Source organism: Clostridioides sp. ZZV14-6154, assembly GCF_020657785.1.
In the GTDB taxonomy this organism is placed as follows: Bacteria; Bacillota; Clostridia; order Peptostreptococcales; family Peptostreptococcaceae; genus Clostridioides.
This window is the reverse complement of record NZ_JAGWCY010000008.1, coordinates 32,487-54,736: the sequence shown is the minus strand read 5'-3', so window position 1 is coordinate 54,736 and position 22,250 is coordinate 32,487. Positions and strand designations below refer to the sequence as shown.

Here is a 22,250-nt window from a genome sequence, read left to right as displayed (position 1 = left end):
TTTCCAGCATGCTTATTAAACTTACCATTCAATCATCCCCTTGATTAAAAAGTATATTCAATAATAATTTAATTTTTTAAGAATTGTATATTATAAACATCATTTTAACGATTCCTATAATATTATTATATATTCAGTTTTTAATAAAAGCAATGTGAATAAATAATATTCTGAAATAATTAAAAATAGCAATAAAATATTCATAAGCACTTATTGTAAAATTATATTTAAATATTATTTTATTTTTTTTATATTTTTAACTATGCTATACTTTTTAAGTAGGAGATAATATAAAAAATACTTTATTGCGGTATATGACTTGATATATATGAGGTAACTTCATCAGGAGAAATATTCAAAACAGTTGCAAACTCTTCATTTAATAATCTTTCTGCTTCTTTCATCATATTATCATCTGCTTGATGTGATTTTTTACCAAGAGATTTTATATGTTCTTTATTACAGTATATACTTCTTATTAATTTAAGTAACTCTTCACACTTACCACTTCTAAGCATCACTTTAAATTGCTCACTTCTCATTTTTTCATTATCTATCCAGGATGTATCCATATTTGGTATATCACTTATTAGCGAAGCCACAGTAACTTCAGAAAGTATCTTTCTCATTGGAACTTTCTTATTATCAACAGGTATTTTTATTATTGTATTATTAGAATAAAGGGGACTTAATACATAATATTCTTTTTGTACACCATTTGTAATTTTTTCGTTTGTTATGTCCAAAACTTTACAAACACCTGTCATTCCGTACATTATATAATCATCAATCTTAAACACAAAACCTCACCATCCTTAACAAAAAATAGTTTTGACAACTGAATTTACATCATCAAAACTATCTACTATATACTAATTGTACCATATTTTAAGATTTTAAGCTAAGTAAAACTTTTATTGTTTAAATAATAAAAAATACATTGACTATTAATCTATGTATTTTTTATTAATTTTGATAGTGAATAAACCATAACAATCGAACAAATCATAACAATCATATCCAGTATAATATTTATAAAATTGGTGCTTGGCTATTCATTGAGTATCCATCATTTCTAACATCATTTATCTCTAATGCATCATCTTTTGTTTCAACTTTACTAAGTTTTTTAACTGCTCCATAATGCTCTCTCAGTGAAAGTTTATCTCCATTTCCAGAAATAACCCATAAAACTTTATAACCTCTAGGTATTACTTGTAGCTTATTTTCACCCTTACCATCAGTAAAGTAAACTAATAAGTTAATCTTTTTATTATTAGCATATTCGAAGACTGGAGTAAATTTTGTGCCTCCACCTATTTTAACTCTATCTTTTATATCTTTTATAGTTTTTGCTTTATATACACGTCTAATTTCACTGTCACACTCTATAATAGTAATTTCATGATTATAATTTTTAACTATATTAAGAACTTCTTTAATTGCTTGTTTAAATTCTTCATCACTAATACTTCCACTTATATCAATAGCAACTGCTATTTCTGCTTTATGACTTCTAAGTTCTCCTCTTAAATCTAATCGGTTAGGCTGTCTTCTATTTCTCCTTGTTATAGTCTTCTTTTTGTTGCTTTCAACTGTTCCCATTAATCTACTAAGATATAAATTCCATGGTAATTCGCCTTTACTATTTTTAATGGCTGCTATCATATTTTCCAAGTGTGCTGGAATCTTACCTTTTTGAGAACTATCAATAAATTTTTCTGTAAATTCTCTAAGAGTTCTTTCATCTATATCATCGGATTCTTCCCATATATCATGAGTTTTTTCTGGACTATAATCAGTTTCTATATTTCCATACTTGTCACTATCATCTTCTTCACCATCTTCATCTTCTTCTAACAAATCTAATTCAGTTTGAATCTTTTCTACATAATACTCAAAAGGCTCATACGGCTCTAGTTTTAGAGAATATTTCAGATTTACCCATTCTAAAGTAGTAGCATATGGCGGTAAATTATTCAAATATTTGTTTACTACTATATCCATTGCCATATTAATGGCTAATGTACTATACTTTCCTTTTAATTCTTTTGCTCTCACTAAATGCACAGATACTATATGATAAATTTCATGCTTTATTGTACTTTCCATTTGTTCTATATTGAGAGTTAAAAAAATTATTGGATTAAAGTATATGACGTATTTAGCTCCTTTAAAATTCACACCTGTAGGACTACTTATATCGAATCGTATCTCTCTTGACATCTGAAACAAAAAATATCCATAAAAATTATCTTTTTCTTCCATAAGGCTTAAATTAACTTTATCTACTAGACTAAAAAATTCATCTTTAAAATCTTTTGGTATATCCACCTCAAATTTCTCATTAGCACGATTTGCCTTTAGCATAGAATGAGTATTTATAATTTCACTAGCTTTAATATAGAGTTCTTTTGCTTGCTTATCAAAATAATTTTCCATATACTATCCCCTTATTAAACGATATGACTCAAAGTAAGATTTTACAAACTCTTCATTTTCTATAGCTTTTTTATACACTTCAATATAGCTATTTCTAATATCCTTCATAATTCCTATCATTAAATCTATCGGATATATTTTTAAGAACTCAATAAACCTATCAATATAATATTTTGATTTATACTCGTCATTTCTCATATTTAATTCTAAATTTTTTAGAATATTTATTGCTGATAGATAAAGTCTTGTATGGCTTTCATTTTTTACTCTTTCTACAAGATGTTCATCAATAGTATCACCTAAAAAAACATCTTCATAAGATATCAATGGGCTGGAATCTGATTCAATAAAACTTATAAACTCTTCTGCTATAACCTTACCTACATTCCCCTTTATAACATTTAAAAATACTGCTCTAGGAATTGATTTCTTTTTATCCTTATAAACTTTATAAATTTTAGAAACTCTTTCATAACTTCTCGGAGTTGCTCTTATGTCATCTTCATTTGTTTTATGCAGATATTCTGGGAAAGTTGAAATAAACTCTATAATCTTTTTTTCAATGCCTTCATCTATTGCCCATTTCAACCATTGTGTATGGTCACTCTCCATATTTAACCAAACAAATCTATTTTCTTGAGCTGAATCCATATCTACAACTTGATAATCGAAGTCTGAACCATATTTACTTGATGGATTCATTGCTGCTAAAATCTTTACATCATCATGTAACTTATATCCATTAATCTCTCTATTTAAAATTAGATTCATAAGTTCTTGTTGTACAGTATGCTCACAACGATTTATCTCATCTATAAATAAAATAACTGTTTTTCCTTTAGATATTTCTTCATCAATTTCTCTTAGTTTATTATGAACAGCATATACTGTCGTTTTCTTTTCTGTCTTATATCCATTAGAATTAACTCCTACATAAGATTCTATAGTTGGAAGACCTCCTATTTCACCTTCTTTAAGTAGATTTCCATCAATTACAATCAAACTCCAATTATTTTCTTTAGCAAGTTTTTTTGCTAGAGCTGTTTTTCCTATTCCACTTTCACCAACTATTAGAGGTACTTCTCCAGTGGATAATATTAAGTCAACGCTTTTTAATGTATCTATAAAATTCATTTTTTCTCTCTCCTACATAATTTTCAATTTTTCATCTACAGCTATTTTTTTTGCTGTTTTACTTCCATATTTATAAATAAACATCATCTTGTCTATTGCTATATAGTCACTGTTTCTATCTATAATATTACAATTTAAAAAATCTCTAATATACTTTTCTTCAACATCTTCTTTTGATAGTACTTGTTTTAATACTTCTTCTAGCTCATCCTTAGATATTTTTTTTACAATATACTTAATCACTAAAATATTTACTTTTAAAAATTCTAATATTTTATTCTTATCTAAATTAGTTATAAAGTTAATAGCTGCCTCATTATTCTTAATAGCTATAAGTTCTGTATTATAACTAGGAGAATCTATATATCTTAATGCATCATAACTTATTTTTACTGCCTCTTCCTGTACACTTTCATAAGGTTGTTTTATAAACTTTATTGAATCATAATTTTTTCTTACTGCTAATAATTGTAACTCTTCACTTGGATTTTTAGAATATTTAATAGCCCACCCTGCTTGATTTATAGCTAATTTAATCACTTTATCAGTTGGATTTTTTATATAGTCTAATATACTCCATCCATCATTTACTGCTTTTATCATCATATCTTCTGTTGGGTCATTTATAAATTTAATTGCTCTAATATTGTTATTAATTGCTAATTCTTGCATCTCTCTGGTTGGATTATTTATATATTCTAGTACAAGTCCGTTTTCTTTGATAGCTAGTAGTTTCATCTCATCAGTTGGATTATTTATAGTTGCTATAATATTAGGATTATTTTTTATCATTTCAATAACTTTTGACTTTTCCATAATATGCCTTTCCTTCTATAGTTATTTTTATTTGTATATTAATATAATAATCTATTCCTATCTATATAATTGTTTCTTATTATAATAAATATACTTTTTAAGCAAGTTTAAACAGAATAATTATACCAATTTTAAAAAAAATTTCTAAAACCTTAGAAAACTAAGTATTTTTAAACTCTGTTATTAGATGTTAATTATAGTAGTTTTTTAATAATTTACATGATTTATTAAAGTTTTATGACTTTTATCTATCTCTAAATATTTGCAACCTTTTTATGATTGCCCAGATTATTCTATTCAAAATTTATCACATATAAAAAATAATACCCTTTATAATAAAATAATAAAAAAAAGAGATTAAACAATCAGTTTAATCCCTTTTTATAAATTTATATAAGCTTAATCATTTTCGTTTAACCATTCAGTTAGAACCTCTATATATTTATCATTTTCTTCAACAAATGGCATATGTCTTGAATATTCAAATAGTTCCCATTTACTATTAGGAATTCTATCATACATAGTCTTTGCAATATATGGTGAGCACAAATCTATCGCTCCACTAGTTACTAAACAAGGTTCCTTTATTTCATGTAATCTATCTGTAAACTCATATCCAGAAAGAGTACCTGTAGGAGAAAATTCATTGTATCCCCATCCTACAATATATGCTTCAGAACCAGACTTTTTAGGTCTTCTTAAACATTCAGGAGAATCTTCAGTTACTTCCCCTGCACAATACATCTCCATAAACTTTTCCAATGCATCATTATATTCTTTACTAGAGTAATCTCCAGTATTTACTGCATCAAGTAACGCCTTTTGGTCAGCTTCACTCATATATGATATTCTTCTTTTTTGTTCTTTTTCCCAAAGTTTTGCAGAAGAAAGAGTAGATGAAAGAATATATGACTTAATACCCTTTGGTTTATACTCAAGAGCATACCAAATAGCCTGCATACCTCCCCAAGACTGACCTAATAGATGAATTTCATCAAGCCCTAGATGTTTTCTTAGTTCGATAAGCTCTTTTATCCATGTGTCCGCATTAAATAGCTCCGGATGCCCTTCTACAAATGAATTACCACAACCAATTTGGTCATACATTATAACTTGTCTGCCACTTTCAGCTATCTTGTCTAATACTTCAAAGTAGTTATGTGTAGAACCTGGACCTCCGTGAAGTAGTACTAATGGTTTCTTTCCTTCTGTAGCTTCTCCTACTATACGATAATAGGTCTTAAAACCTTCAAAAGGCATGTATCCTTCAGTGATTTTCATGTTTATCTCCTCCAATTTGTCATTATGAACAATAATTAAGTTCATTAATAAGGCTATTTAAAACTTCTCATACATATTTAATTATGTATTTTTATATTTATACCTACTTTTATAAATAGTATAACATAAAAGTTAAAAATCACCATACCAAAGCAATTATAAAATCATATTAACTATATAATTTTATTTTTTGTTAATAATATTATATACATTTTTGACTATTTTCATTTGCTACAACTATTTTTATTTGCTATTATGATATGAAATAACAAAAAATAATTACATAATAAGGAGTATAAAATGAAAATCTTATTAGTTGAGGATGATTTAGAAATCAGCGAAATGTTAAGAACCTTTTTACTTTCTGAGGGTTTTGAAATCACTATTGCATATAATGGAGAAGATGCGTGTGTTAAGTTTGATGAAAAACAATTTGATATTATTTTATTGGATTTAATGATTCCTAAAATTAGTGGTATGGAAGTTATGCAATACATAAGACAGCGAAATATTGTTCCAATCATCATTATATCAGCTAAAGATTCTGATTCTGATAAAACATTAGGTTTAGGTTTAGGTGCTGATGATTATATTACCAAACCGTTTTCAGTTGCAGAAGTCTTAGCCCGTATAAAAGCCAATGTTCGAAGAACGCAACAATATTCTGCTATGTCAAACTTCACGCCTGTTATTGATAACAGTGTCCTTATATGCAGAGACCTAGTTATGAATTTGGATAATTACACTGTTCATAAAAATAAAAATAAAGTTGAACTTACTGCCAAAGAATTTGATATTTTAAAATTACTTTTACAAAATCCAAAGAGGGTTTATACCAAAGAGCAGATTTATTCACTAATCTGGAATGATGTATATTTTGGTGACGAAAATGCTGTCAATGTTCATATCAGCAGACTAAGAAACAAAATTGAAGATAATCCACGTTCTCCAAAATACATCATTACAGTGTGGGGAATTGGATATAAATTAGGAGGAGCATAATGAGTAGTTCAACGATTATTTTTTTTCTTTCTATTTGTGTAGTAATTTTAGTCATTATCGTTTTATACCAACAGTTCATTTTTCGAAAAGGAATACAAAAAAAGCTGAGGGAAATAAGCAATAGTCTGATAGATATCTTAGATACAAATAACGAAAAAAAAGTAATGATTTTTACAGATAATAAAGTTCTTATAGATTTAGTATCACAAATTAACCGCCTTTTGGAGGATTGTCAAAAAATCCGTGTAGACTTCCGACGTTCTGAAATTTCTTCAAAAAAAATGCTTTCTAATATATCCCATGACATTAAAACACCTATGACTGTCATATTAGGATATTTGGAAATCATACAACTAAATACCCACGAGGAAAATAAAATGCTTACAAAAGTAGAACAGAAAGCACAGAAAGTAATGGACTTGATTAATCAGTTCTTTACATTAGCAAAGCTAGAGGCTGGTGACACAGATATCGAGTTATTGAAAGTAAATATCAATGAATGTTGCCGTGAAAATATTTTAGATTTTTATGATTTACTTACACAAAAAAATTTTCAAGTGGCTATAGAAATTCCAGAAGAAATTATTTTTGTTCAAGGAAATAAAGATTCACTACAACGTATCCTATTCAATCTTATTTCTAATGCTATTAAGTATGGTTCAGACGGAAAATATTTAGGTATTTTTATCCATTCAGATAAAAAATATGTCTATATTGATGTTACAGACAAAGGAAAAGGTATTGAAAAGGCATTTGCTAAAACAGTTTTTGAACGTCTTTTTACAATGGAAGATTCCAGAAACAGAGATATTCAGGGAAATGGTCTTGGTTTAACAATTGCAAAAAATCTAGCCATTCAACTTGGAGGTGATATAATTCTGGATAGTGAGCCAAACATCCATACTACATTTACTGTCAAATTAAGAAAACTATCATATTAAAATATCTACGAAAGAAATTCGTAAGATTTACTTAAGAGTTTTGAAAATCTATTTATCTATAATAAAAATTATCTAAGAAAGGGGGACACTTAAATGTCATATATTTTACAAACAAATCATCTTACTAAAGCTATTGAAGAAAGGGTCATTGTCAGTAATGTCAACATTAATATTAAAAAGGGAGAAATATATGGATTTCTTGGTCCAAATGGAGCAGGTAAAACCACAATAATGAAAATGATTACTAATCTTTGGAAGCCCACAGATGGAACAATTGAGATTTTTGGTGAAAGACTTACTTCTTCATCTTATGAAGTTTTAAAACGTATGGGGAGTATCATTGAATTTCCTACATTTTATGATCATATGAGTGGCTTTGAAAACCTTAAATTACATTGTGAGTATATGGGATACTACAGCCCTAAAAGTATAGACAATGCATTAAAAATGTTAAATTTATCTGATGCATCTAACAAACCTGTTAAGAGTTATTCTTTAGGTATGAAACAACGTCTAGGAATTGCTCGTGCGGTTCTAAACAAACCAGAGTTGCTGATTTTGGATGAACCAACTAATGGTCTTGACCCTGCTGGCATAAAGCAAATTCGAGATTCGCTTAAAATGCTATGTACAGAATATGATATTACCATTATGATATCTACACATATACTTTCTGAAATTGAGAGTATTGCAGATACAATCGGTGTTATTAATCAAGGTAAAATGCTTAAAGAAATTTCTATGAAAGATATTTCAGAAATGAACACTACATATATAGAATTAAGTGTAAATGATATTAAGCGTGCTTCTTATCTACTAGCAGATAAATTGAATATAATTAATTTCAAGATTATAGATGAAAACAATATACGAATCTATGATAAGAATATTACAACACAAGATGTATCAAGAGAGTTAACGCTTGGTGGTGTAGATATAAGTGTTCTACATACAAAAATGGAGACTTTGGAAGATTACTTCCTGAAAATAACAGAGGGGGCTAATAAATAATGTTAAAGTTAATAAAATTAGAATGGAAAAAAATCATATAGAAAAATACATTAAAAATGTATTTATCTTAGCAATTATTCTTTGCCTATTTGTTTTTGCACTAGCATTTTTAGGAATTGCAAATGACCCTGAGTCTGGGATTCTTGATGCAGCTCCAGGAAATGATATTATATCTGCACCAATTGAACTTTTTACAAGTATGGCATTCTTAATTTTTACAAGTGTTATGCTATCTTCTTTTATTGTCAGTGCTTACAAAAACAAAACAATGAACCTAATGTTCTCTTATCCAATTAAACGTAAAAAAATTCTGCTTTCCCAAATATTAGCTGTCTGGATTTTTAATTTTGTGGCACTAATATTAACAAGACTTTTGATTTATGGTTGTATTTTATTAGGTTCTCAATTTATGACTTCTTCATTCTTAATAGATTTTAATATGGGAAGTTCATTATTCTATGTACAACTTATTTTAAAGTCGATTGTACTTGTCAGTATGAGCTTTATAGCACTATTTATTGGTATTATTAGCAAATCATCAAAAGCAACAATTATTACATCCTTTTTGTTAATATTTTTAACCCAAGCAAGTGTAGGAGATTTTACACTGGCAAATAATATGCTCTTTCCTGTTATTTTAACAGTTATATCTTTAGTTTTCGCTTTTCTTTCTATCCATAATGCAGAAACTAAAGATTTGATGTAGATATATCAATAATATCTCAATTTACATTATATTTTTATAATCCAAGTTCTATTTATTGCTTTAAATTTTCACAAAAAACTTTCATAAAATAAAAATATATTGATTGTATTTAGCTAAATAGGGCAATAAAATAATTAAGTATAATTAATTACATTTCAAACCCCATTAGTTTTATGTTAAAATTATCTTTATTATATTTGTTTACAGGAGGTTTATATTTGAATAATATTAATTCACTTAAAGTAATAAAATTATCTCTTGGATGCTCTCTTGCTATATCTATTGCTTGGCTGTTAAAATTAGAATACTCAATGGTCGCTGGAGTTATAGTACTACTTACAGTAAAGGACACTAAAAAAGAAACTCTTAAAGGCTCTATTGGAAAGGTTTATGGCTTTCTTTTATGTACTATTTTTTCCTATTTATGTTTTAATATTTTAGGATATAATTTAACTTCATTTTCAATATTTATATTCATAATTATACCGCTTTGTTTTTTATTAAAAATTCAAGATGTTATTGCCATGTGTGTAGTAATCGCATCCCATTACTTCCTCCAAGGAGAAACATCTATTAAATGGATTTTAAATGAAGCTGGAATATTTGCAATAGGTACTGGAATAGGTGTCATAATAAATATGTATATTCCAACAAATATACATAAAATCTATGAAGTTCAAAAAAAATTACAAGAAGAAGTGAGTATTGTGCTTATAGATATTGCTGATATTATTGTAAATCCTAAAAAAGAAAATAGGTTCAGTAGAGATTTATATACCTTAAATTCACTTATTGATAATAGTATTTCTGAAACTTATGATAATATTAATAATACTTTATTAAGTGATACTAAATTTTTCTTAGAACATATGGATATTATAAAAAGCCAACGGGATATCTTAGAAAACTTGTATAGTTATATATCTCAACTAAATTCTACTCCACCACAAGCTCATATTCTATCTGCTTTCATACATAAGATAGGTTATACTGAATTTGAAGCCGAAACAGGGAATCTTCTTCTTGAAGAATTGGGCAGGTTAATGCTTAGTATGCAAAATCAACCTCTACCTGTTGATAGAACAGAATTTGAAAATAGAGCTATTTTATTCTTTTGCTTAACTGAATTAAAACAGTTTTTAATTAATCGTAGACGTGCTCAAGTTCTTAGAGATAATAATTTTTATAAATAGTATTATGAATCAAAAACAGGTAGATTATCTACCTGTTTTTGATTCATAATACTATTTCAAATTATATTTTAAAGTAAAAATACTACTATATTTTTCATATTTAAAATGAATTCACTATTTCTATTAATCTAATTATCTAGATTTAAATAATCTGATATATCATAAAAATGAATATTAAAAATTGTATAAACACCATTCTCTGAGTACACATCAATCTTATGCCCTAAATTATCCAACATCTTTTTTGCAAAATATAGTCCCATTCCAGTAGATTTATACAATCTATTCCTTCCATTTGTTCCTGTAAATCCTTTATCAAAAACTCTACATATATCCTCTTCATTTATACCAATGCCATAATCTTTTATAGATAACACTACTCCGTTTTCTAATGGTTTTGCATTAAATTCAATTTTACCAACTTCTTTTGAGTATTTTATAGCATTATTAATAATTTGGTCTAAAATATATGCTATACATTTAGAATCCGTGTAAACAGTATAATTTAAGTTGCTTAAATTAACTTCAATATTGTTTTTTATGAGTAAAAACGAGTTATTCTTTATAGAGGATTTTATTAATTTTTCTAAATTAACTTTATTCATAAATATGTCCTCAAACATACTATTACTTCTACTACTATATAAAATAGAATTTACTAAAAAGTTTATTTTTGCAATTTGATTCTTAATATCTATACTATCTTCTATATTATTTAATCTATCTGTAATTATACTCAAAGATGATATTGGAATCTTTATTTCATGAACCCATTTAGCTATGTATTCATCCAATTCTTTTAGAGATTGTTTATAATTTTTTGTATCATCATTGTTCTTTGATTTCAAATTTTCAATAATATCTCTTATGATATTTTCTTCAAAGGATTGTCCACTAATCAAGTAGTTGTCTATATCATCATTATTTTCTAAACACTTACATAAATCTTTATAGCTATTTTTAAAGTTTATATAATCTACAATAAAAAATACTATTATTATGAGTAAAGCTAAAAAATCTAAGTATATTAACTCTGCATATTGATTCTCAAATATATTTATAGCAAATAAGTAAATATTTATTATACTAATGATAATTAAAAAAAGTACAATATACTTGAATCTGTCTTTTAAATATTTTACTATCATTATATTGTATATCCTATTCCTTTTTTAGTTTTTATAAAATCATCAAACCCTAACTCTTTAATTTTACTTCTTAGCCTATTCATATTTACTGTAAGAGCATTATCTGTAACAAACTCATCATTATCCCATAAAGTCATCATAAGACTTTCTCTTAATACAACTTTATTTTTATTTTTTAATAATAAAGTTAAAATTTTTATTTCATTTTTAGTCAATTCTATATCTTTTTCCTTGTACTTGTTCTTTATGATTCCTTTTCCCACATCAAACATCAAATCTTTGTAGTATAGAACACTATTAGAGTCGCTATAATTGTAAGTTCTTCTTATTATCCCATTTATTTTGGTAACCAATATATCTATAGAAAATGGTTTTGTAATATAATCATCTCCTCCATTATTTATTCCCATTATTAAATCCATATCAGAATCTCTTGATGAAAGGAATATTATTGGAACATTTGAAACAGACCTTATTTTCTCACACCAGTAAAATCCATTATACAGTGGTAAATTTACATCCAAAAGTACTACATCTGGTTTTTTATCTATAAATTCTTCTAAAATCAGTTCAAATTTATCAATTACTTCTACTTTAAATCCCCATCTTTCTAATGCCAAAGCAATTTCTTTTGATAAATCAATATCATCTTCTATTAATAAAATTTTATACATTTATGTAATCTCCATTATTTTAATATTTTCTTATAATATAAATTATCTCTATCATATCATATTTTGTATACATTTATTAGTCAAACGACTTAGACCTAATTAATAAGGGGCTGTCTCAAAATAGATATAAGCCTCTTTTTCATTGTTGAAATGATGAAAATATATTTGATTTTATACAAAAAAGAGTGCCTCATGAACTAAAAAGTTCATTTTGAGACACCCCCTTTATTTTAATAGATTTGTTGATTAATTTTCGTATATTACCTTCTTAAACTTATTAACAGATACTGCTCCATATATTATAAATATTATTAAGCATATTACTAAGCTCAATATATATATACTAAATAAATCAGCCATTAATAAATTGCCTGCTAGTCTTAATGCAAAGTAACTTGATATTGTTGCACTTAACATTGGTAAAGTATAAAATATGGCTACTTCTTTAAATACAGCTTTATTTATTTCTTTTTCTGTCGTTCCTATCTTTAATAAAGTTTTATATTTATCTCTATCTTCATAAGCATCACTATATATTTTCATGTATATTATACTTCCAGCCACAAGCGTAAATACTAAAAATAAAAATACAAGCACTACATATGCAAATTTCATCCATTGACTTTCGTTCTGAGCTTTATATCCATTTCTCATGTAGCCACTTTGCATACTTAAATTTTTTTCAATATTATCAAACATCTTTTGGCTATTTTCTTCATCAGATACTTTTGCTCCATAGAAATATATTGGTTGTCCTTTGTCTTTTAACTTAGAGTAGATGTTATCATTCACTACTATAATACTGTCATTAATCCCTGTTCCTAATACTGGTACTTTTACTTCCCCTTTTGTAATATTATATACTTGTCCATCAATGTTCACACTGGTTTCTTTTTTAGCTAATGTTACTATCGTTTGAGGACTTTTTAACTGTATTACATTATTTCCTTTAACTAGTTTTTCGCCATACTCTTTTAATTCTTCCTCATTTCCATTTACTTTAAGAGTATTGTAAAAATCACTGTATTTCATTATTGTATTTAATTTATCATAATCATTTTTGCTATCTGGATTTTCTAAAGCAATTAGTTCTGGATTTACTGAATACCTTATATTATTAGTGTCTTTGATTATATCTTCTATTTGTTTTCTGTTTACTTCATTTCTATCTGTTGAAACTATACTAACAGTATATACATTTCTTTGTTCTTGAGCATTTTGTTGTAGATGTTTTATAGCAACTGATGCACCAAGGGTTGATATTGTAGTAGTTATAATTATAGCTATTATAGAGTAAGTTTTATAGTTTTTATTTAATCTGTAATTTATATTGTTTATAGCAATTATATTATTTCCATTAAATAATACTTTTTTATTTTTCATTATCATATGAAATACAACAGGCATAACTGATTTAAATAGACCATAAGTACCTATTATTATTATAACTATAACTGCCATTACACTAGTTATGTTTCCAGAGCGTATATCCATAGAAAGATAATAACCACATCCTAATACTAAAGTTGATATTATGGCTAATATGTATAATCCTATTCCTACTTTTGGTATTTTGTCTTGCTTCTTAGATGTGTTAATTAGGTTTATTACACTACTTCTACATATTGTTACAAAACCTTTTATAGTCATTATCATAAATATAGAAATAAATATCAAACTGGCATACATTATAGCTTTGATACTAAGCCCATTGGATACATTTATATCAAATCCAGATAATTTTATTATCACTACCTGGAAAAATCTAGATGTTATTATCCCTATAAGTATTCCTGTTATACAAGAGCTTATTCCTATAAGCATATTTTCTACAAAATATATTTTTCCTATAGTATATAAATCCAACCCCATAAAAGATAGTATTCCTATTTCTTTTGACCTATTTTTAAAGAATATATTTGTTGCATACCATATAAAGAAAAATAAAAATACTGATAATATTATTATTACAGATATTAACACTGATAATGTGAATTTCTGATTTTCTCCTTGCAGTACATTTATGGCATCACCATATCTTAGTAATTCAAAATTAGTCAGTACAACTACTGAAAAGACCATAGATATAAAAAATGCCAAATAAGTTCTTATATTACTTTTAAAATTATTATAAGCAATCCCAAGTACACTCACTTACATTTCACCTCCCATAGAGGCCAACATATCCATAATTTTTCCATAAAATTCTTTTCTACTACTTCCTTTATTTAATTTACACTTTATAGTTCCATCATTTATCATATATACTTCATTTGAATAACTTGCTGTTAGAGGGTCATGTGTAATCATTATAATAGTAGCATTATTTTCTTTATTTATCCTTTCTAATGAGTTTAAAAGTTCATAAGCTGATTTAGAATCTAAAGCACCTGTTGGTTCATCTGCAAATACTACTGCTGGGTTTGTAATTAGTGACCTTGCTGCTGCACCTCTTTGTTTTTGACCACCTGATAATTGGTATGGATATTTATCTAAATGATTTTCTAATCCAAATTTTTTGGATATAGAAAATACCTTATCTTCAATTTCTTTACTTTTCTTTTTCCCTAACGCCAGGGGAAGTGCTATATTATTCATGAGTGTCATATTATCTAGTAAGTTATAGTCTTGAAATATAAATCCTATTTTTTCTCTTCTTAATTTTGATAGTTCATTATTTTTTACTTTCGATATATCAATCCCATCGAGTATTATTTCTCCTGAGGTTTGTTTGTCAAGTGTAGACATTAGATTAAGTAATGTTGTTTTGCCTGCACCTGATGGCCCCATTATTGCTATAAAATCACCTTCATTAACTGTAAGAGATATACTTTTTAGTACATTTGTTTTAAATCCTTTTATACCATAATCTTTTGATATATTCTTTATTTTTAATATTTCTTTCATAATTAATAACCTCCGTTTGCTCACTTCTTAGTATATCTTCATTTTAAAGGTTTTGTACGGTTAAATCCTTATGTAAATATTACATTTTGCCTACCAATATTACACTTTTGTAACATAGAAAGGTTATTAATAAATATGTTTCTTAAATTTTTACTTATATTAATTTTTTAATGCTGAAAATGCCATTTCCTTATTAAATACTCATCATATATATTTATTTTATTTTTATATTCAATACTTCTAAATGCTTTGCTTATATTATTTTATTATTTTCTGTCATTTTAGATTTAAAATATAATTTTTAGCATCCTCAAAGTTATCAAATATTCTAAAATTGTTTGATTTATTTAACTCTAACATTAATTCTGAAAATCTTTTATTTATCTTATTTTCATCACTTTGCCAGAATGTAAAATCAACTTTCAACCATTTTGGTTCCAAGACATTTCTAAAAATATCACTAATTTTACTTAATGCAATTTCAGCATTAGGATATTTTATAACCTGTAACATTTGTAATCCCTGATATATATTCTGTTGCTCCTCTTTAGATAACAATGATTTGTCGAGAGCATATCCGTCTATTAGCGATATTCCCCCACCTGTTCCCTTTGTAGATATGATAGGTATTCCGGCAATAGACAGAGTATTGATATCGCGGTATATTGTTCTTGTTGATACATTAAAATAATTTGCCAATTCTTTAGCCGTTATATGCTCACGATTGACTATATAAAAAAACATTTGTACTAATTTCCTCCTTTCTGTTGCCATATGAAAACGCCACCTATAGTCTCTACTTAGGTGGCGTTATTCACTGGTTGGAAATCTATTTTTACTTGTTCTTATATGTTTGCCTTGGTCAAGTGCTGGAAGTAATATAACATCTCAAACCGTTGATTTTTTAATTCTATTTTCTCCAGTATAAAGTAATATTTAATTGTTATTTAATAATTGATATTTTCAAGCTTTAGTACCCTTTTTATACTGTTATCATCTTTAAAATTTATCGTTCTTTTACAGTCTTTTACTTTAAACTCAGGAATAGTTTTAAATTCTTCATCACATATTCCATCTTTGTTTAAATACATACAACTTGACATTCTAACTATTAAACCACTATTTTTTAACTCAAACAACACAGGGTCTATTCCTCCACCATCACCTCCAGTAGTTTCTCCTACTAAAGTTGCAAGCTTAGTCTCTTTACAAAACATAGAAAACGACTCTGATGATGAATATACTTTTTCGTCTATAAGTAAGTATATATTACCTTGAAATTTTAAATCATTATTAGTATTTATAGTATAAGAAGTCTTTTCAAAATCACTAAAATTTTTTAAAGTTTCTTCTGGTGCATTTTTCTTTACACCTACTGGTAGATTTTCTATAGGCTCTAATTTTATATTTCTTGCATTGGTATATTTTTTTACTATTTTGTTATTATTTCTATAGAGCCTATAACCCTCTATTTTTATATCATTTTTTATAAGTTTAGATACAATTCCTTTCCAATACCTGTCACTTCCGCCTGAATTTCCTCTTATATCAATAATTAAAACTTGATGTTTTTCTAAATTATTAATATAATCTCCTATCATTTTTAAATCCTTATCTATTGACCCATTTTGTGGCGACATTGCAGGTAAATACATGTATCCAACCTTGCCTTTAATTATATCTTCTAAAATTAGTTCTTTTTTCACAAAAATATCATTTGGCATTTTTATCTTAGTATTTATAGAATCATATCTATCTACAACTTTTTTATCATTAAGAAAGTCATACCAATTATTATTAGAATATGATTTTTTAAAAAGTTCATATCTGTTTTTATTATCTATTAATTCAGTATGTTTATTGTTTAATTCAGATAATATAGATGACATTTCTTCTATAAATTCTTCATCACTTTCAGTATTTTTAATTCTTTTTATATACTTATCCTTATTTTCTAACCAGTCAATATCATTAAGTCTCTTATTTACATCTAAGTAAGGATACCCCGTTTTTATAACATTATATACATATTTAAAGTCATCTACCTTTTCTTTCTCAGATAGTTGCTTCTTTTGGGAATAAGTAGAATTACCTAGTAAAATTATAGATATACAAATAATTCCTAAAAACAATATTTTCTTTTTCATATAATTCTCATCAACTTTCCAGCTTCATATTTTAATATATTATATTATTATAAATATTTAGAGTAATACTTATATATTATATTTCATTATAATTTATATATCCATAAATATATTTTAAATTTATTATTCTATAGTTTTATCAAAGGAATTCTAGTCTGTATTTATATATTAATAAACAAATTAACAATAAATTTTGCCACTAACTTTTAACCATCCACAATGTATTTCTATATAAAAAAAATATTTAGATATATATTTAGATAATCTTTACTAGTGTAACTACTTATCTCATTATATATATATTTCTCAAAACTACTAACTAAAACAAACATCATTCAAAATTATTGTAAATAAAAACGTAGGGAGATTTGTCTAACAAAAATCTCCCTACGTTCTTATTTATCCTATTTTCCTTTTTAGTTATTCTTCATCTAATACTGTTATCCATATTTTCTTTATGTAAAGCAACTCCACTAGCAACTATACATATATAGCTTCTTGATAAGTTTATTATAGCTTATTTTTTACTTAGTGTTATATATCTTTTATCTCAAATGTATTTGAAAACTCACTATCAATAGAAAATCTTTCAGACAATTTTTTACTGATAAAGAATGCTCTTATTTATATTTTTTTAAATAAAAACTAGAGAATACTCCCTAGTTTTTATTTAATCATCTAAGATTCATAACAATACAACTACTTGTTACAAATTGTATCAACTTCATATATATACCTATTAAGCATATTTTCTAACATTTCTTGTCTTCCAGACTTATTCTTTATAACTGGCATTTTCAGTGCATAAGCTTCTAAATCCTTAAATCCAACCTTACCTTCTACTATGTCTTTACCTATACCTTCACTAAAGCTTATATATATTAGCATTTATCATACTTCTTAAGCATATATCAATAAAATTTTCACTTACTTATCTTCTCTAAGTTCGTCAAATCCAACTATAGGTATTTCTAAATTATATTCATTAAGTAATTTTTCTAACTCATCTATAAAAATACCTTTCTCTTCTACCATTTGGACATCATTTATTTTATTCATCAAGTCCTTGCAACCACTTAATTCACCAAACCAATTTTTAGAACTACAGGTCTTATTATATCCACAACTTGGACTACCATCTATGGCAATGATACTTTTTATATTATAATTATTTTTTAAATATTCATCAAACTGTCTTATATAAGGTATTAGCATTTGTCTACATTGTTCTCTAAAAAACAAATTGTCAAACTGTTCTTTTACATGTCCCCACCTATTTATTCCATACAAAATCATCTCTGGACATGGTAATTGAATTATTCCATATCCATTATTTATTAAATCTATTGTTATACTTTGTGCACCTTTAAATTCTGATAGACCCTCTACTTTAGAGTTACAATTCAATATACAATGACAAACTACTACAATCTCTCTGTTTCTTTTCATAATATTCTCCTTAAGTATTCTCACTTTTAATAATACTACATATTTTGATAATTATATTATTCATTTGCTCTATATTTATAGTATTCTATATAGAAATATACAATTAGTAATCTTTTATAATCTATACTATGATAAAAATATATACATTTTTTTTAGGAGGTATTATAATTGAATACTAAGAAAATAACATTTTCTTCAATGTGTATAGTTATTAACATTGTTTTAGGTATAGCTATATCTATGATAAATATACCATTATTATTTTTAGATACGGTTGGTACTGTGCTTGGAGCTGTAGTATTAGGGCCTTTTTGGGGTGCTCTTATTGGTGGCTGTACAAACTTGGTTTTAGGAGTTATATCAGGCCCTACGAATATACCTTTTGCCCTTGTAAATATGGTTCTTGGTCTTATCGTTGGTTATATTTCTAAGAAAAAAGGTTTTGGTTATAAGGAGGCTATTATTACAGGACTAATTCTATCTGTTGTTTGTCCTTTAATTGGTACTCCTATTTCAGTTTTATTGTTTGGTGGTTTAAGTGGAAGTGGTGCTGATTTATTGGTCGGTTTTTTAGTTCAGTCTGGTCAGAAGATATTTACTGCTGCATTCTTTCCAAGAATCCTTAGCAATATAGTAGACAAGCCTTTGTCTTGTATTATGGTTGTGTATTTTATAAGTAAAATGCCTAAAGGTTTCATATCTCAATATAATAGGAGTACATCTAGTTCTTCTTAATAAATTGTAAATAATATATGATTTATTAATCTTTATAATAAATTTATATGCATATATTTGTATAATGATATTTTCTATTTTGGCTTCATTAACTTTTAGTATTTATGATTTAATTATACAACATTTGTATTAATTTAATTAAATACAACCTCTTAATATAAATTTAAATTCTAAAGCTGTATTAAGAGGTCGTATTGTTATTTTATTATAATCAAATAAGATATTAGCCAATTGCTACTACTAACTTATCTCTGATACATTTTATTTAACTTCTTTTAAAAACTCAAAGTTACTCAAGGTTTTTCTTTCCTTTACATCTTAGTTAAAATGCGTCTCCCTAAAAATCATTTTTTACAAGTATTTCTTATACTAACAAATACCTCTTCGTTTTCTGTAAACAACTCATACATATCTTCAAACTCTGGTATATCATATCCATGAGAATCATCATTTCTTAACTTTCTAAGTGTTTCTATAACAATAGAAGAATTTTGGGGCAATAAGTTATGATACTCACAAGCCAAGAGATAATCATAGAAGGTCTTAGATTTTATATTTAAATTAGTTGATTTATAATACAGCATTGCTTTTGTTAATTCTAGAAATGATACCATATAGCTTTTAAAACCTTCTTTTATATATCTAGCCCATAATTCAGGCATTTCTTCTTTAGTATATAGTATTTTGAAGTTTTGCAAATCATATAAACAAGAACCAAAATCTCTATTTACTTCTTCTATTGAACTCCAAGACAATTTATTTCTAATTACCATACATATCCCTCCAATCTAAGATATCTATTACATCACTATTTTCAAAATAGAAATTATTTATATAATCCTTAAAATCTTTAGATTCATAAATAACATCACCTTCTAAAATAGCCTTTCTAAGTGCTATTGTATAGTTATCTGTAACAATCTTTAAGTCTACATCAACATCTAATATATTTCTTAGAGCCTCTGTTTTCGTTGCAAGCTCTGTAATTGATACTTTTTTGATAGGAATCCATGCTATATCTATATCACTTTCTGATGTATGCCTATCTGTTCCATAACTACCAAATATTATGATGGCCATAGTATTTTCTTTTGGAAATATATTTATTATTGAGTTTTTAATCTCATCTGGTATATTTCTCATTTAATCACCTCATATTTATTATGTAATATTACTTAGCTAAATAATTCTCCTTCAAAAGCTCTTTACATTAATGAATTAAAGTTATCTTATAACTATTTTAAACTAATTTTCATTTCTAGTTTTCATTTATCTACTTGATTAACAGAATCACTGAATTGCATCTAAAAATTTGCTTTTCATACTAATCTCTTATCTGCTTTATGTCTTAATTTATCTATAATTATATACGACTTTCCATAAAATAATTTGAATATATATTTTAGTTATACTTCTTAATAATTGGTAACTTTTTACACTCAATTAAAAAGCACTCTAAATAATTATCAAATTTTCTTTTTTATTATACTTTTTAATTTTAAAAATTAACATAACAATCTTATTTTATAATTATTATATATACTCTACAAAATTATTTTATCATATATTCATCATTGAAGTAGCATCTACTTTAATAACTATTCCTCTATTATGGTCTTTTTACTATTAAATTAAAATGAAAGAAGAGATTTTTATTATATTAATAATATCTTCTTTATTCCATATTGCTCACTTACTCTCTTAAATATATAAAATAAAGTAAGAGGTTTATTATAGACCTCTTACTTTATTTTTATTTATGATTAGGTTTTATTGATAACACTCCACTGCCCCTACTGCTTTTCCTACACATCCACAAACTTCCATTCTACTCTTAACAAATTCTTTAACCGAATCTAAACCTTTTTTACCATATTTTTTAGGGTCAATTACCTCTGGGTCAGAATTAAGCACATCCTTAACCCCATTACTATAAGCAATCCTTAACTCTGTTGCATAATTAACCTTACAAATTCCTCTTTTTATAGATTCTTTAATAATCTCATCTGGTATTCCAGACCCACCATGTAACACTAATGGAACTGATACAACCTCTCTAATTTCAGATAATCTATCTAAATCAAGCTTTGGCTCTCCCTTATATAACCCATGTGCCGTACCTATTGCTACTGCTAAAGATGATACCCCTGTTCTTTCTACAAATTCTTTTGCTTCTAGTTGGTCTGTATATGCTCCACCATCACCACCATCTAAATCGTCTTCCTTACCTCCAACTTTACCTAATTCAGCTTCAACAGGTATATCTGAAGGTGTACATGCATCTACAACAGCTTTAGATACTGATATATTATCTTCGTAACTTTCATGAGAACCATCAATCATAATAGAAGTATATCCAACTCTAAGTGCCTGCATTGCTAGCCCAAAACTTGAACCATGGTCTAAGTGCATTGCTACAGGAACGCTTGCCTTCTCTGATGCTACCTTTACATTTGCTAAATAATAATCCAATCCTGCATACTTTATTGTTGAAGGTGTTGTCTGTAGTATTACAGGTGATTTAAGTTCTTCAGCAGCTTCTATTACTGCCATAACCATCTCCATATTTTCAACATTAAATGCTCCTACTGCATAATGCCCTTCTTGTGCATCTAATAATATTTGTTTAGTTGTCACTAATGCCATAATTCATCCTCCTATATA

At 26.6% G+C, this 22,250-nt stretch carries 22 protein-coding genes; 6 read left to right on the top strand and 16 right to left on the bottom strand.

Going from position 1 to position 22,250, the window contains the following annotated elements:
• Nucleotides 1–302: 302 nt before the first annotated feature.
• The 5 genes from KGF45_RS14970 to pepI form a co-directional block, all read right to left on the bottom strand.
• Nucleotides 303–800: a CarD family transcriptional regulator gene (locus KGF45_RS14970; RefSeq protein WP_227830047.1), complete on the bottom strand. Its 498-nt coding sequence runs from the start codon at nt 798–800 to the stop codon at nt 303–305.
• Nucleotides 801–1,032: 232 nt separating this feature from the next.
• Nucleotides 1,033–2,442 (bottom strand): VWA-like domain-containing protein, encoded by a 1,410-nt coding sequence (locus KGF45_RS14965; protein WP_227830048.1) that lies wholly within the window; start codon nt 2,440–2,442, stop codon nt 1,033–1,035.
• A gap of 3 nt (nt 2,443–2,445) precedes the next feature.
• Nucleotides 2,446–3,576 (bottom strand): AAA family ATPase, encoded by a 1,131-nt coding sequence (locus KGF45_RS14960; RefSeq protein WP_227830049.1) that lies wholly within the window; start codon nt 3,574–3,576, stop codon nt 2,446–2,448.
• 12 nt (nt 3,577–3,588) lie between these two features.
• On the bottom strand, nt 3,589–4,392 hold the full coding sequence (locus KGF45_RS14955; RefSeq protein WP_227830050.1) for a hypothetical protein: 804 nt from the start codon (nt 4,390–4,392) through the stop codon (nt 3,589–3,591).
• Between the two features lie 399 nt (nt 4,393–4,791).
• A complete protein-coding gene (pepI, locus tag KGF45_RS14950; RefSeq protein WP_227830051.1) occupies nt 4,792–5,673 on the bottom strand; it encodes a proline iminopeptidase in 882 nt (293 codons plus the stop codon).
• 300 nt (nt 5,674–5,973) lie between these two features.
• On the opposite strand from pepI, the gene KGF45_RS14945 reads away from it, so the two are divergent.
• The 5 genes from KGF45_RS14945 (at nt 5,974) to KGF45_RS14925 (ending at nt 10,526) form a co-directional block, all read left to right on the top strand.
• A complete protein-coding gene (locus KGF45_RS14945; protein ID WP_227842829.1) occupies nt 5,974–6,675 on the top strand; it encodes a response regulator transcription factor in 702 nt (233 codons plus the stop codon).
• Nucleotides 6,675–7,616: a sensor histidine kinase gene (locus KGF45_RS14940; RefSeq protein WP_227842828.1), complete on the top strand. Its 942-nt coding sequence runs from the start codon at nt 6,675–6,677 to the stop codon at nt 7,614–7,616. The genes KGF45_RS14945 and KGF45_RS14940 overlap by 1 nt, the downstream gene beginning before the upstream one ends.
• A 93-nt stretch (nt 7,617–7,709) precedes the next feature.
• Nucleotides 7,710–8,627, top strand: a complete 918-nt coding sequence (locus KGF45_RS14935) for an ATP-binding cassette domain-containing protein (protein ID WP_227842827.1) — start codon at nt 7,710–7,712, stop codon at nt 8,625–8,627.
• A 22-nt stretch (nt 8,628–8,649) separates the two neighbouring features.
• Complete coding sequence (locus tag KGF45_RS14930) at nt 8,650–9,333, top strand: ABC transporter permease (protein WP_227842826.1); 684 nt, start codon at nt 8,650–8,652, stop codon at nt 9,331–9,333.
• A 218-nt stretch (nt 9,334–9,551) separates the two neighbouring features.
• Nucleotides 9,552–10,526, top strand: coding sequence for an aromatic acid exporter family protein (locus tag KGF45_RS14925; protein ID WP_227830052.1), 975 nt, complete (start codon nt 9,552–9,554; stop codon nt 10,524–10,526).
• A 128-nt stretch (nt 10,527–10,654) separates the two neighbouring features.
• Here the strand turns inward: KGF45_RS14925 and KGF45_RS14920 are convergent, their stop codons facing one another.
• The 8 genes from KGF45_RS14920 to KGF45_RS14885 form a co-directional block, all read right to left on the bottom strand.
• Nucleotides 10,655–11,674: a sensor histidine kinase gene (locus tag KGF45_RS14920; RefSeq protein WP_227842825.1), complete on the bottom strand. Its 1,020-nt coding sequence runs from the start codon at nt 11,672–11,674 to the stop codon at nt 10,655–10,657.
• Nucleotides 11,674–12,348: a response regulator transcription factor gene (locus KGF45_RS14915; protein WP_227830054.1), complete on the bottom strand. Its 675-nt coding sequence runs from the start codon at nt 12,346–12,348 to the stop codon at nt 11,674–11,676. Before KGF45_RS14915 ends, KGF45_RS14920 begins: the two co-directional genes overlap by 1 nt.
• A gap of 246 nt (nt 12,349–12,594) precedes the next feature.
• Complete coding sequence (locus KGF45_RS14910; protein WP_227842824.1) at nt 12,595–14,502, bottom strand: FtsX-like permease family protein; 1,908 nt, start codon at nt 14,500–14,502, stop codon at nt 12,595–12,597.
• Nucleotides 14,503–15,255 carry an ABC transporter ATP-binding protein gene (locus KGF45_RS14905; protein WP_227830056.1) on the bottom strand — a complete coding sequence of 251 codons (753 nt, stop codon included), beginning with the start codon at nt 15,253–15,255 and terminating at the stop codon, nt 14,503–14,505.
• A gap of 276 nt (nt 15,256–15,531) precedes the next feature.
• Nucleotides 15,532–16,029: an HTH domain-containing protein gene (locus tag KGF45_RS14900; protein ID WP_227842823.1), complete on the bottom strand. Its 498-nt coding sequence runs from the start codon at nt 16,027–16,029 to the stop codon at nt 15,532–15,534.
• 173 nt (nt 16,030–16,202) lie between these two features.
• Nucleotides 16,203–17,402: a S41 family peptidase gene (locus KGF45_RS14895; protein ID WP_227830058.1), complete on the bottom strand. Its 1,200-nt coding sequence runs from the start codon at nt 17,400–17,402 to the stop codon at nt 16,203–16,205.
• Between the two features lie 699 nt (nt 17,403–18,101).
• A complete protein-coding gene (locus KGF45_RS14890; RefSeq protein ID WP_413906973.1) occupies nt 18,102–18,290 on the bottom strand; it encodes a hypothetical protein in 189 nt (62 codons plus the stop codon).
• Between the two features lie 39 nt (nt 18,291–18,329).
• Nucleotides 18,330–18,851 carry a CD3072 family TudS-related putative desulfidase gene (locus KGF45_RS14885; protein WP_227842822.1) on the bottom strand — a complete coding sequence of 174 codons (522 nt, stop codon included), beginning with the start codon at nt 18,849–18,851 and terminating at the stop codon, nt 18,330–18,332.
• A 168-nt stretch (nt 18,852–19,019) separates the two neighbouring features.
• On the opposite strand from KGF45_RS14885, the gene KGF45_RS14880 reads away from it, so the two are divergent.
• A complete protein-coding gene (locus tag KGF45_RS14880; RefSeq protein ID WP_227842821.1) occupies nt 19,020–19,586 on the top strand; it encodes a CD3073 family putative ECF transporter S component in 567 nt (188 codons plus the stop codon).
• 344 nt (nt 19,587–19,930) lie between these two features.
• On the opposite strand, the gene KGF45_RS14875 is transcribed toward KGF45_RS14880, so the two are convergent.
• The 3 genes from KGF45_RS14875 to gatY form a co-directional block, all read right to left on the bottom strand.
• The gene (locus KGF45_RS14875) at nt 19,931–20,359 is read right to left on the bottom strand and encodes a hypothetical protein (protein ID WP_227842820.1); all 429 of its coding nucleotides are present in this window, start codon (nt 20,357–20,359) and stop codon (nt 19,931–19,933) included.
• Nucleotides 20,349–20,729, bottom strand: a complete 381-nt coding sequence (locus KGF45_RS14870; RefSeq protein WP_227830062.1) for a nucleotidyltransferase domain-containing protein — start codon at nt 20,727–20,729, stop codon at nt 20,349–20,351. Before KGF45_RS14870 ends, KGF45_RS14875 begins: the two co-directional genes overlap by 11 nt.
• Before the next feature lie 627 nt (nt 20,730–21,356).
• Complete coding sequence (gene gatY / locus KGF45_RS14865; protein WP_227842819.1) at nt 21,357–22,232, bottom strand: tagatose-bisphosphate aldolase subunit GatY; 876 nt, start codon at nt 22,230–22,232, stop codon at nt 21,357–21,359.
• Nucleotides 22,233–22,250: the final 18 nt, after the last annotated feature.

What these genes read in the sequence shown, in the direction of transcription:
- KGF45_RS14965 (WP_227830048.1), bottom strand. Translation starts at nt 2,442, where the DNA reads ATGGAAAATTATTTTGATAAGCAAGCAAAAGAACTCTATATTAAAGCT.
- KGF45_RS14960 (WP_227830049.1), bottom strand. Translation starts at nt 3,576, where the DNA reads ATGAATTTTATAGATACATTAAAAAGCGTTGACTTAATATTATCCACT.
- KGF45_RS14955 (WP_227830050.1), bottom strand. Translation starts at nt 4,392, where the DNA reads ATGGAAAAGTCAAAAGTTATTGAAATGATAAAAAATAATCCTAATATT.
- pepI (WP_227830051.1), bottom strand. Translation starts at nt 5,673, where the DNA reads ATGAAAATCACTGAAGGATACATGCCTTTTGAAGGTTTTAAGACCTAT.
- KGF45_RS14945 (WP_227842829.1), top strand. Translation starts at nt 5,974, where the DNA reads ATGAAAATCTTATTAGTTGAGGATGATTTAGAAATCAGCGAAATGTTA.
- KGF45_RS14940 (WP_227842828.1), top strand. Translation starts at nt 6,675, where the DNA reads ATGAGTAGTTCAACGATTATTTTTTTTCTTTCTATTTGTGTAGTAATT.
- KGF45_RS14935 (WP_227842827.1), top strand. Translation starts at nt 7,710, where the DNA reads ATGTCATATATTTTACAAACAAATCATCTTACTAAAGCTATTGAAGAA.
- KGF45_RS14930 (WP_227842826.1), top strand. Translation starts at nt 8,650, where the DNA reads ATGGAAAAAAATCATATAGAAAAATACATTAAAAATGTATTTATCTTA.
- KGF45_RS14920 (WP_227842825.1), bottom strand. Translation starts at nt 11,674, where the DNA reads ATGATAGTAAAATATTTAAAAGACAGATTCAAGTATATTGTACTTTTT.
- KGF45_RS14915 (WP_227830054.1), bottom strand. Translation starts at nt 12,348, where the DNA reads ATGTATAAAATTTTATTAATAGAAGATGATATTGATTTATCAAAAGAA.
- KGF45_RS14905 (WP_227830056.1), bottom strand. Translation starts at nt 15,255, where the DNA reads ATGAAAGAAATATTAAAAATAAAGAATATATCAAAAGATTATGGTATA.
- KGF45_RS14900 (WP_227842823.1), bottom strand. Translation starts at nt 16,029, where the DNA reads ATGGCAACAGAAAGGAGGAAATTAGTACAAATGTTTTTTTATATAGTC.
- KGF45_RS14895 (WP_227830058.1), bottom strand. Translation starts at nt 17,402, where the DNA reads ATGAAAAAGAAAATATTGTTTTTAGGAATTATTTGTATATCTATAATT.
- KGF45_RS14890 (WP_413906973.1), bottom strand. Translation starts at nt 18,290, where the DNA reads ATGCTAATATATATAAGCTTTAGTGAAGGTATAGGTAAAGACATAGTA.
- KGF45_RS14885 (WP_227842822.1), bottom strand. Translation starts at nt 18,851, where the DNA reads ATGAAAAGAAACAGAGAGATTGTAGTAGTTTGTCATTGTATATTGAAT.
- KGF45_RS14875 (WP_227842820.1), bottom strand. Translation starts at nt 20,359, where the DNA reads ATGGTAATTAGAAATAAATTGTCTTGGAGTTCAATAGAAGAAGTAAAT.
- KGF45_RS14870 (WP_227830062.1), bottom strand. Translation starts at nt 20,729, where the DNA reads ATGAGAAATATACCAGATGAGATTAAAAACTCAATAATAAATATATTT.
- gatY (WP_227842819.1), bottom strand. Translation starts at nt 22,232, where the DNA reads ATGGCATTAGTGACAACTAAACAAATATTATTAGATGCACAAGAAGGG.